This window comes from Mycolicibacter senuensis (assembly GCF_003284925.1).
GTDB lineage: Bacteria > Actinomycetota > Actinomycetes > Mycobacteriales > Mycobacteriaceae > Mycobacterium > Mycobacterium algericum_A.
This window is the reverse complement of the sequence record NZ_QMEX01000132.1, coordinates 1-9,574: the sequence shown is the minus strand read 5'-3', so window position 1 is coordinate 9,574 and position 9,574 is coordinate 1. Positions and strand designations below refer to the sequence as shown.

Sequence of the window (9,574 nt, the reverse complement as noted above, 5' to 3'; positions counted from 1 at the left end):
CGGTCGGCGGTGGCGCTGGTCGACGTGGCGCACTGGGCCAGTGAATACCCGTGGTGCGCGCAGGCGGCCGACGTGCTCCGGTCGCACTTCGGTGCTGCCCTGCCGGTGCGCGTCAGCGCGTTGCGCACCGACCCCTGGAATCTCGCGCTCGAAGGAGACCGGCGATGAAGGCTGAAGTGGCACAGCAACGTTCGCTTCTGGAGCTCGCCGAGCTCGACGCCGAGCTGGCCCGGATCGCACATCGGGCCGGTCATCTTCCCGAGCAGCAGGAGCATGAGCGCATCCAGGCCGATCACACCGCCGCCGCCGACCGGCTGGCCGCACTGGAACTGGCGCTGGAGGACCTGGACGCCCAGGCCGCCCGATTCGAGTCCGAGATCGACGCGGTGCGCCAGCGCGCAGACCGCGACCGCGCGTTGCTGGACTCCGGGCAGACCAGCGCCAAGCAGGTCGCCGACCTGCAGCACGAGCTGGAGACACTGCAGCGGCGTCAGGCCAGCCTGGAGGATTCGCTGCTGGAACTGCTGGAACAGCGTGAGCAACTGCAGGCGCAGGCGACCGCCGAAACCGGTGTGGTCGACGAGCTGGCCACCGAGCTGGCCCGGGCGGAGCAGAGCCTGCAGACCGCGTCGGCTGAGCTCGAGACGACTCGTGCCCAGCGCGCGGCGACCCGTGCGGAGCTGGCCGGCACGATCGGCGGTGAGCTGCTCGCGCTCTACGAGCGGCAGCGGGCCTCCGGCGGCGTCGGGGCGGGACCGCTGCGGGGCGGCCAGTGCGGGGCCTGCCGGATCGAGATCGACCGCGGCGAGCTGGCCCGGATCTCGGCGGCCCAGCCCGAGGAGGTGCTGCGGTGCCCGGAGTGCAGCGCGATCCTGCTGCGGGTCAAGGACTTTGGATAGTGCGCCGCGGATGAGGGTCGTGGGATGAAGGTTGTAGTCGAAGCCGACGGCGGATCGCGCGGCAACCCGGGCCCCGCCGGCTACGGCTCGGTGGTGTGGTCGGCGGATCGCGCCGAGGTGCTCGCCGAGATCAAGGAGTCGATCGGCGTGGCCACCAACAACGTGGCCGAATACCGCGGCCTGGTCGCGGGACTGACCGAGGCGGCACGGTTGGGCGCCGCCGAGGTCGCGGTATTCATGGACTCCAAGTTGGTGGTCGAACAGATGGCCGGCCGCTGGAAGGTCAAGCACCCGGATCTGATCCCGCTGCACACCCGCGCCCGCGAGCTGGCGGCCAAGTTCGACCACGTTCGCTACACCTGGATTCCGCGGGAGAAGAACTCCTACGCCGACCGGCTGGCGAATGAGGCGATGGACGCCGCCGCCAAGGGCACCGCCCCGGCCGTTGCGGAGCCGACGGCCGAGAATCCCGGGAAACCGGTGTCGGATAAGCCCACGGCGCCCGGCTGGACGGGCGCGACGGGGACCCCTACCAGGCTGTTGCTGCTGCGGCACGGGCAGACCGAATTGTCGGTGCAACGGCGCTACTCCGGGTGCGGCAATCCGGAACTGACCGACACGGGCCGGCGCCAGGCCGACGCGGCGGCGCGCTTCCTGGCGCAGCGCGGCGGCATTTCGGCGGTGATCAGTTCGCCACTGCAGCGCTGCCATGACACCGCCGCCGCCGCGGCGAAGCTGCTGCGACTGGACGTGGCCGTCGATGAGGACCTGATCGAGACCGACTTCGGCGCCTGGGAGGGCCTGACGTTCGCCGAGGCGGCCGCGCGCGATCCGGAACTGCACCGGCGGTGGCTGACCGACACCGCTACCGAGCCGCCTGGCGGGGAGAGTTTCGACGCGGTGCAGCGGCGGGTACGGCGCGCACGCGACCGGATCATCGCCGAGCACCCCGGCACGACCGTGCTGGTGGTGTCGCATGTGACGCCGATCAAAACGGTGCTGCGGCTGGCGCTGGACGCCGGTCCGGCCATCCTCTATCGGCTGCACCTGGACCTGGCGTCGTTGAGCATCGCCGAGTTCTTCGCTGACGGGCCCGCGTCGGTGCGGCTGGTGAATCAGACCGCCTACCTCTAGTCGCGGCGCGCGCTCAGTCGTGCAGGTGCACCCGCTCGCCGTGGGCGCCGAAGATCATGATCGCCTCGGCCGGCCGGTCGACCGCGACGAACCAGTGCGGGGTCCAGGTGGAGAATTCCACGGCCTCGCCCGGCCCGATCAGGAAGTCGTCGTCGCCGAGCACCAATCGCAGCCGGCCCGACAGCACGTACATCCACTCGTGTCCCTCGTGAACCGGTAACTCGGCCGGACGCCGACGCCGGACGTTGACCCGGATCTTGAAGGCGTGCAGGCCGCCGGCCGGACCGTGTCGGGTCAGCGGCCAGTAGGTGATGCCGTGGCGGGTCTGCGCGGCGCCCCGCACCCGCGGGTCGCGGTGTTCGGGGGCGCGCAGCAACTCGTCGGTGCTGACCGACAGCGCCTCGGCCAGCCGGGGCAGGTGATCCAGTGCCAGGCGCCGTTTGCCGGATTCGAGCCGGCTCAGCGTCGAGACGTCGATGCGGGCGCGCGTTGCCACGTCCTCGAGCGTCAGGCCTTGCTGAGTGCGGAGTTCCCGCAGCCGGCGACGCACCCGCAGGTCGACGCTGCCCTCGTCAGTTGCCGCCACGGCAAACCAGTTTGCCGTCCGATGCCGGCCGACGCAATCGGGCGCGGATCAGATGTACATCGCGGGATCGATGTAGGCCGTCGGGTCGACACCGGGCTCACGCTGGGTCTCGGCACGGGGCCGCACCACCGCCGGGATTCCGGTCGCGATCGAGTTCGCCGGTACATCACGGGTGATGACGGCATTGGCGCCCACCGCTGAGTCGTCTCCGATGCGTATCGGCCCGAGCACTTTGGCCCCGGCGCCGATGGTGACCCGGTCGCCAAGCGTGGGGTGGCGCTTGCCCCGCTTCATCGAGCGGCCGCCCAGTGTCACGCCGTGGTAGAGCATCACGTCGTCGCCGATCTCGGTGGTCTCGCCGATCACCACGCCCATCCCGTGGTCGATGAAGAACCGCCGGCCGATGGTCGCACCCGGGTGGATCTCGACCCCGGTCAGCAACCGGGTGAACTGGGCCAGCAGCCGTGCGACGCCACGCAATGCGGGCCGGGACCAAAGCCGGTGTGCCACACGGTGTGACCAGATGGCGTGCAGACCTGAATAGACCAAGGCGTTCTCCACGTTCCCACGCGCAGCCGGATCGTGGGCCCGGGCGTTCTGCAGGTCTTCGCGTACCGCCGATAGCAGGCTCATGAGGCGATTATTCCCTGATGTGCTCGAACAGCGGCGTCGAGATGTAGCGTTCGCCGAAGTCGGGGATGACCGTGACGATGAGTTTGCCGGCGTTCTCCGGGCGCTTGGCCAGTTCGATTGCGGCCCAGACGTTCGCACCCGCGGAGATCCCGCCGAGGATGCCTTCGTCGGTGCCGAGCAGGCGCGCGACCTCGAGGGCGTCTTCGAAGGTGGCATCGATGATCTCGTCGTAGACTTCCGGATCGAGCACCTCGGGCACGAAATTCGCTCCCAGCCCCTGGATCTTGTGCGGTCCGGGATCTCCACCGGTGAGGATCGGGGACTCCTTCGGTTCGACGCCGACGATCCTCACCCCGGGTTTGCGTTGCTTGAGCCCGTGACCCACCCCGGTCAGTGTTCCGCCGGTGCCGATCCCGGCGACGAAGATGTCGATTGCGCCGTTGGTGTCCGACCAGATCTCCTCGGCGGTCGTCCTCGCGTGGATCTCCGGGTTGGCGGGGTTGGCGAATTGATCGGCTGCCACCGCGTTGTCGGTGTCGGCGATGATCTGCTTCGCCTTGGCCACCGCGCCGGACATCCCCTCGGCGCCGGGGGTCAACACGATCTCGGCGCCGAACGCGCGAAGCATCACCCGGCGCTCGGTGGACATGGTGTCCGGCATGGTGAGGATCACCTTGTACCCGCGGGCCGCACCGACCATCGCCAGCGCGATGCCGGTGTTGCCGCTGGTGGCCTCGACGATGGTTCCGCCGGGCCGCAGCTCACCGGACCGCTCGGCGGCGTCGACGATCGCCACCCCGATGCGATCTTTGACACTGTGCGCCGGGTTGTAGAACTCCAGCTTGGCCAGCACCTCCGCGCCGAGGCCAGCGGTGAGCCGGTTGAGCCGGACGAGCGGTGTATGCCCGACCAGTTCGGTGACGTTGTCGTAGATCCTGCCCATAGGAGACCTTATCTCTCGCTGCTCGTCCGGTGCTGCGTCGTGGTCACACAAAACAGACCCCGTAAACGATGCTAGGAGCACGCTGCTTCGATGCGACGAATGGCCCGCCAGAACACCTCGATCTTCGCCTCGACGGCGGTGTGAACCGGTTCACATACTTGCCTAGATAGCAAAACAACTTGCCGCCTCCGGAGCGCCCCGGCACGCTCGGGTGCATGGCAGAGATCTGGGATTGCATTGTGGTGGGCGGCGGGGCGGCCGGGCTCAGCGCCGGCCTGGTGCTGGGCCGGGCCCGGCGCACGACCTTGCTGATCGACGCGGGGGAGCAGAGCAACCTGCCCGCCACCAGTATCGGCGGCCTGTTGGGTCACGACGGCCGCCCGCCGGCCGAGTTGTATGGGATCGGACGCCGCGAACTCGGGCGCTACGGGGTGCAGATCCGCTCCGGTTCGGTGGCCCGCGTCGAGGCCGGGGACGGCGAGTTCGTGCTGCACTTGGCCGATGCGGCCAGCGAACGGTGCCGCCGGGTGTTGCTGGCCACCGGGATGGCCTACCAGCCACCGGAGCTGCCCGGCCTGGCGCCGCTGTGGGGCCGGTCGGTCTTCCACTGTCCGTTCTGCCACGGCTGGGAGGTGGCCGATCAACCGCTGGCGGTGTTGGCCCGCGGTGAGAAAGCCGTGCACCTGGCGTTGCTGTTGCGGTGCTGGAGCGACGACATCGTGCTGCTGGCCGACGGTTCGGCCGACCTCGACGACGCGGGTCGCGCCCGGCTGGCGCGCGCCGGCATCCGGGTCGACGAGCGGCCGGTGGCGGCGCTGGATGCAGCTGACGGCGACTTGTCGGCGGTGGTGTTTGCTGATGGCAGCCGACTGCCGCGGCGCGGGCTGCTGGTGGCCACGAGCATGCAGCAGCGCGATCGGCTGGCGGCCCAACTGGGCGTGGACATCACCGCGCCGGGCCCGGCCACCCAAGACCCGATCGGCGTGGATCCGCTGTACCGCACCTCGGTTCCCGGGGTGTTCGCCGCAGGGGACCTGACCGGCGAGATGCCGCAGGTCGCCGTGGCGATCGCGGCGGGAGCGCGAGCCGCAGCCGCAGTGGTGCAGAGTCTGGCGCTCGGCGATGTCTGAACCGCAGCGCGACGCGCAGGAGTTCTGGGACGAGTTCTACGACGGCGAGGAGCGGATATGGAGCGGCCGGGTCAACGTCCAGCTCGCACAGATCGCCGCCGGCCTGGCGCCGGGGCGGGCGCTGGAGCTGGGCTGCGGCGAGGGCGCTGATGCGATCTGGTTGGCCGAAAAGGGTTGGCAGGTGCTCGCCGTCGACGTCTCCGCCAACGCGTTGGAACGGGCCCGGGCCGCAGCGCGGCGACGAGAAATGCTGCCGCACATTCGTTTCGAGCGTCACGACCTGTCCGACAGCTTTCCGGCCGGCCGGTTCGACCTGGTGTCGGCCCAGTTCCTGCACTCCCCGGCGCGGCTGGAACGTGAGACGGTGCTGCGCCGGGCCGCCGCGGCGGTGGCGGTGGGTGGCCGGTTGCTGATCGTCGACCACGGTGCCGCGCCGCCGTGGGCCGACGAACAGGCCCACGCACACCATTTCGACACGGTGGCGGAGGTGCTGGCGGGGCTTGGCCTCGACGATGCGCGGTGGGAGCGGCTGCGGGTGGGCACCGCCGAGCGCGCCGCCGTCGGGCCCGACGGTCAGACCGCCACGCTGACCGACAACGTGATCCTGCTGCGGCGCCGCTGAAGCGCTGTCGCTCGCGCGGTGTTCTTCAAGCGGCGTCGTGAAAGATCAGCCCGAGGGTGTAGCGCTCGCCGGAGCGGACCGTCGAAACGCCGTGGCGCACCGGTGACGCCGACCAGCCCCTGGTGGAGCGCACCGGCCGGTCGCGGGTGGTGAACAGGTAACCGTGTCCGTGCGGCAACTGGGTGGCGGTGCCGCGGGACTGGGCGCGCGGCCGCTGTTCGACCAGCAGGAACTCCCCGCCGGTGTAGTCGGTGTCCGGGTCGCTGAGATTGATCACCACCTGCAGCGGAAACACCAACTCGCCGTACAGGTCCCGGTGCAGTGCATTCCAGTCACCGGGACCGTAGCGCAACATCAGCGCGGTGCATTTGGTCTGCCCACTGCGGTGACAATGATCCAGCCATTCGTCGAAGTCGTCGGGCCAGGGGGCGTCTCGCCGCAGCCGCGCCGCCCAGTTCCGCGCGATCGGCAGCAGGTGTGGATACAGCGCCCGTTTGAGGGGATCGATGGGGTCCGGTGCCGGCGCGGCGAAGTACCGGTATTGCCCGGATCCGTAACGCTGCCGCTGCATGTCGACGGTGGCGCGGAAGCGTTCGTCATCGCGGTAGACCCGGCGTAGCCGGGCGGCCTCCGACGCCGTCAGCAGCCGGGGCAGCAGCGCGCCGCCGACCTCGTCGAGTTCGGCGGCGATGGCCTCCCAGTCGCCGGCGTCCACCCGGTTGCGCCACGGTGTCGTCGTCATCACCGCAAAGCCTAAGCCCGCCCGGCTCGGCGGCGGGGCGCTGCGGGTGGCCCAGCGGACGGGTTGCCGGTACGGTGAGCAGCGCGGACGAGTTGGCCGGGCGGCCGCGGCTCGCGTGAGCGGGTCGAGGAAAGTCCGGACTTCACAGAGCAGGGTGATTGCTAACAGCAATCCGAGGTGACTCGCGGGATAGTGCCACAGAAAACAGACCGCCACCTTTGGTGGTAAGGGTGAAACGGTGCGGTAAGAGCGCACCAGCGTGCCGGGTGACCGGTACGGCTTGGTAAACCCCACCCGAAGCAAGGCCAAGAAGACCGCACTTCGTGCGGTCGCGCAGGTGTTCGAGGGCTGCTCGCCCGAATCTGCGGGTAGGCCGCTCGAGGTACCCGGCGACGGAGTGCCCAGATGGATGGTCGCCGCCGCACCGCGCCCGCGGTGCGGAACAGAATCCGGCTTACAGGCCAACTCGTCCGCCCACGCAGATTTACCAGGTAATGCACTGCTGAAGGCGGGCGTCGCTACGCAGACGCTACGCACGGCAGCATGTGATCTCGGGCGATGAAACGTTCCCGGAGGTCAGGCGTCGAGGACCAGTGGCACCGGGCAGGCGTGCTCCTACGGGCGCTCAGGGGCACCCCCGAGGGTGGGTCAGCCTGATCGGACCAAGGGATGCGAACTACGTCGCCTCGCCATGGACTATCCGCGCGATTTGCTCAAAGGCCCTCTGTTGCTTTTCGAGTCGAGCTTGGCGCTCAGCCGGGTCTGGCGTCCATAGCGCTTGCTTGCTTGGGTGAATGCTTTCGACAATCACCAGGCCCCGGTCAGCGTCCAAGGATGGGCGCAGCTTCTTGACGTGCCGCCACACGCTTATCGCTGCCCCGCCCTGCAACAGCACTACTTCCAAAGTCTCGACCATGTCAATGAGCTCGCATAGAACCTTCGCTCCGGCTTTCTTTTCTTGGGCATTCGGAGCGCGGTCGATGAACCACGGGTAGGCGTTCCACGGCAGTACCCAACTGGGCGGAATTCCCTGGGCCTCAAAGAGCTTGCATTGGGCTTCGGCTGTTGCATCGTCGTTCTCGATACACAGGAATCCCGAGCCGCTACCCTCCCGTGTGGCTTTTCCGGGGTCACTCAAGACGCTGAGGATCTTGGCGTCCACACCGCCGTGGATAGGAGCCACCTTCGGTGGCCGACCCTGCCCGCCCTGGTCAGTCAGCTGTTCAACGAAGGCATTGATCGGTTCGATATGCGGGGCCGATTGCTGATCGATCTGGCTAGCTTTGAATTCTGCATCGCGCATCCGGCGGACCATGCAGGCAGGCTAGCCGACCTCTTGGGCAAGAACTCGGTAAACAGTCGCGCGGCTCACACCGAGGGCTGCTGCGATGGTCGTCGCTGATTCCCCGCTGGCGTGCATCCGTTGTGCGAGCGCGGCCTTCTGGGCGTCGAGCGCCTTGGGGCGTCCGATGGCCTGCCCGCGTGCTCGACGTGCTTCACGGGCGGCCGCACGTCGCTCACGGCCAAGTTCCAACTCCAGTTCGGCCAAGCTCGCAAGACACCCGCGACCATGCGGCCGGCAGCGTTGGAGGTGTCAATACCTTAGATTTGAGACCAGGAGGTGGGCGCTCAGGTCCCAGGTCAACCGCGTGAACGTGCTATTAGTAAGTGACACATGGCCAAACAGAATGCGCTACCGCCGCTCATGCCAGAGCAGGTCATCGAACTGCAAGATGAGCTGTTGGCCAACGCTGATCGGCTTTTGACCGCTGCGCTGGAAATGCTGGAGAGCGGCAATTTGGGACTAGCGCGGTCGCTCGCGATCCTGGGCTTGGAGGAATCTGGTAAGGCAATCGCCATCCATCAGCGGCGTCGCGATATCGCCTACGAGGTTGAGGGTGCGCCGTTTGTCGATGCGGGCCTGCGGAAGCTCTGGGCCAACCATCAGAGCAAACTCAAATTGGCCTACGAATTCCTTGTCGATGAAGAGTATCGGTTCGCGACAGAGCCGCCCGACCATGAGGCAATCCGCGAGTGGCTTGGTGAAGTCAAATCGTGGACGCGAGAGCACAACTTGCTCAAACAACGCGGGTTCTACGTCGACGTTGATGCCAACGAAGGCATCCAAACCCCGGAGGCGGCTGCTGACGAGCATTCGTTGCGGGAGGTGATTGGTCACATCCACCAGATCGGATGGCAGCTAAGGCTAGGTGAACACATCGTCGCAACACAGCAGGAGCAGTCTGTGCAAGCGGTTCCCCCAGCGTCGGAGGAGGAAATCGCCCGTTTCCGCGATTTGTTATCCGGAGTCGACGTGGTTCCTGCATCACAGGTGGACAGAATGTGCGAGGAGCTGCGCGCAGGAAAGCCAGCCGGTGTGTTGAACAACGACGCTTATCGTCTGCGGTTCCCCGAGCCTGGCGCGAACCCGTTTGCCAATCTTGGGAGGCGGGGCTACGAAGCCGAAACGCGTGAGCTGATGAGACTCGCCGATCAGTTGGGCCTAAACGACGGCGCTGACGACGGAGGTTGATCTGGCGGGACGCCTATCGGCGTCTGGGGGCGGCGAAGATGGCGCTGCCGGTGGTCGTTCTGGCGCGCCGAGGAGGGGGTGTCCCGGCAGCTCCACCACGACGCACTCCCGGTCTCGCTGCGCGGCATTTTCGCTGCGACCTTTAGACAGCCGCAACCTAAGTTCTGACGCGACAGGGGACTCCGACAAAGCGCTGATTGCTAGATGCTGGGCCATCGACAAATTCAAATGACAGCTATGTCATTTCAAAGGTACGCTTGGTTCGCGTACGCACGAGGGGATTTGGCGCGATGAAGGTTGAACAACTGTTCGTTCACACACTGATCGACATGGATCGGAAGCTTAGGGACAA

At 67.5% G+C, this 9,574-nt stretch carries 10 protein-coding genes, 1 other RNA gene and 2 pseudogenes; 7 read left to right on the top strand and 6 right to left on the bottom strand.

All coding sequences use genetic code 11. The annotated features are described in order from the left end of the window. From DQP56_RS19880 to DQP56_RS19870, 3 genes and pseudogenes are all read left to right on the top strand, one after another. Positions 1-168, top strand: a pseudogene (locus DQP56_RS19880) (Nif3-like dinuclear metal center hexameric protein); the annotation flags it as partial. Next, positions 165-899, top strand: coding sequence for a zinc ribbon domain-containing protein (locus DQP56_RS19875; protein WP_112688384.1), 735 nt, complete (start codon positions 165-167; stop codon positions 897-899). The pseudogene DQP56_RS19880 and the gene DQP56_RS19875, both read left to right, overlap by 4 nt. A 24-nt stretch (positions 900-923) precedes the next feature. Then, the gene (locus tag DQP56_RS19870; RefSeq protein ID WP_112688382.1) at positions 924-2,033 is read left to right on the top strand and encodes a bifunctional RNase H/acid phosphatase; all 1,110 of its coding nucleotides are present in this window, start codon (positions 924-926) and stop codon (positions 2,031-2,033) included. Positions 2,034-2,046: 13 nt separating this feature from the next. Here the strand turns inward: DQP56_RS19870 and relB are convergent, their stop codons facing one another. The 3 genes from relB to cysK are packed head-to-tail and all read right to left on the bottom strand — an operon-like array spanning position 2,047 to position 4,195. Further along, entirely contained in the window at positions 2,047-2,619 is a 573-nt protein-coding gene (relB, locus tag DQP56_RS19865; RefSeq protein WP_112688380.1) for a type II toxin-antitoxin system RelB family anti-toxin, read from the bottom strand. Positions 2,620-2,667: 48 nt separating this feature from the next. Then, positions 2,668-3,252 (bottom strand): serine O-acetyltransferase EpsC, encoded by a 585-nt coding sequence (epsC, locus tag DQP56_RS19860; protein WP_112688378.1) that lies wholly within the window; start codon positions 3,250-3,252, stop codon positions 2,668-2,670. 7 nt (positions 3,253-3,259) lie between these two features. Continuing rightward, the gene (gene cysK / locus DQP56_RS19855; RefSeq protein ID WP_112688376.1) at positions 3,260-4,195 is read right to left on the bottom strand and encodes a cysteine synthase A; all 936 of its coding nucleotides are present in this window, start codon (positions 4,193-4,195) and stop codon (positions 3,260-3,262) included. Between the two features lie 215 nt (positions 4,196-4,410). On the opposite strand from cysK, the gene DQP56_RS19850 reads away from it, so the two are divergent. Both DQP56_RS19850 and DQP56_RS19845 read left to right on the top strand, forming a co-directional pair. Further along, positions 4,411-5,325 (top strand): NAD(P)/FAD-dependent oxidoreductase, encoded by a 915-nt coding sequence (locus DQP56_RS19850; protein ID WP_112688374.1) that lies wholly within the window; start codon positions 4,411-4,413, stop codon positions 5,323-5,325. Continuing rightward, positions 5,318-5,947, top strand: coding sequence for a class I SAM-dependent methyltransferase (locus DQP56_RS19845; protein ID WP_112688372.1), 630 nt, complete (start codon positions 5,318-5,320; stop codon positions 5,945-5,947). The genes DQP56_RS19850 and DQP56_RS19845 overlap by 8 nt, the downstream gene beginning before the upstream one ends. Positions 5,948-5,972: 25 nt before the next feature. On the opposite strand, the gene DQP56_RS19840 is transcribed toward DQP56_RS19845, so the two are convergent. Beyond that, positions 5,973-6,689 (bottom strand): 2OG-Fe(II) oxygenase, encoded by a 717-nt coding sequence (locus DQP56_RS19840; protein WP_112688370.1) that lies wholly within the window; start codon positions 6,687-6,689, stop codon positions 5,973-5,975. Between the two features lie 88 nt (positions 6,690-6,777). Here DQP56_RS19840 and rnpB point away from each other — a divergent pair. Further along, an RNA gene (rnpB, locus tag DQP56_RS19835) (RNase P RNA component class A) lies at positions 6,778-7,162 on the top strand. Between the two features lie 203 nt (positions 7,163-7,365). Here rnpB and DQP56_RS19830 read toward each other — a convergent pair. Continuing rightward, entirely contained in the window at positions 7,366-8,004 is a 639-nt protein-coding gene (locus DQP56_RS19830; RefSeq protein ID WP_112688368.1) for a uracil-DNA glycosylase family protein, read from the bottom strand. Between the two features lie 9 nt (positions 8,005-8,013). Beyond that, positions 8,014-8,291, bottom strand: a pseudogene (locus tag DQP56_RS19825) (helix-turn-helix domain-containing protein); the annotation flags it as partial. Between the two features lie 73 nt (positions 8,292-8,364). Between DQP56_RS19825 and DQP56_RS19820 the strand changes: the two are divergent. Beyond that, positions 8,365-9,222 (top strand): AbiV family abortive infection protein, encoded by an 858-nt coding sequence (locus DQP56_RS19820; RefSeq protein ID WP_112688366.1) that lies wholly within the window; start codon positions 8,365-8,367, stop codon positions 9,220-9,222. The last annotated feature ends 352 nt before the right edge of the window (positions 9,223-9,574 follow it).

Bases quoted from the DNA above. Each gene is read 5' to 3' on its own strand.
- DQP56_RS19875 (WP_112688384.1), top strand. From the start codon at position 165: ATGAAGGCTGAAGTGGCACAGCAACGTTCGCTTCTGGAGCTCGCCGAG.
- DQP56_RS19870 (WP_112688382.1), top strand. From the start codon at position 924: ATGAAGGTTGTAGTCGAAGCCGACGGCGGATCGCGCGGCAACCCGGGC.
- epsC (WP_112688378.1), bottom strand. From the start codon at position 3,252: ATGAGCCTGCTATCGGCGGTACGCGAAGACCTGCAGAACGCCCGGGCC.
- cysK (WP_112688376.1), bottom strand. From the start codon at position 4,195: ATGGGCAGGATCTACGACAACGTCACCGAACTGGTCGGGCATACACCG.
- DQP56_RS19850 (WP_112688374.1), top strand. From the start codon at position 4,411: ATGGCAGAGATCTGGGATTGCATTGTGGTGGGCGGCGGGGCGGCCGGG.
- DQP56_RS19845 (WP_112688372.1), top strand. From the start codon at position 5,318: ATGTCTGAACCGCAGCGCGACGCGCAGGAGTTCTGGGACGAGTTCTAC.
- DQP56_RS19840 (WP_112688370.1), bottom strand. From the start codon at position 6,689: ATGACGACGACACCGTGGCGCAACCGGGTGGACGCCGGCGACTGGGAG.
- DQP56_RS19830 (WP_112688368.1), bottom strand. From the start codon at position 8,004: ATGGTCCGCCGGATGCGCGATGCAGAATTCAAAGCTAGCCAGATCGAT.
- DQP56_RS19820 (WP_112688366.1), top strand. From the start codon at position 8,365: ATGGCCAAACAGAATGCGCTACCGCCGCTCATGCCAGAGCAGGTCATC.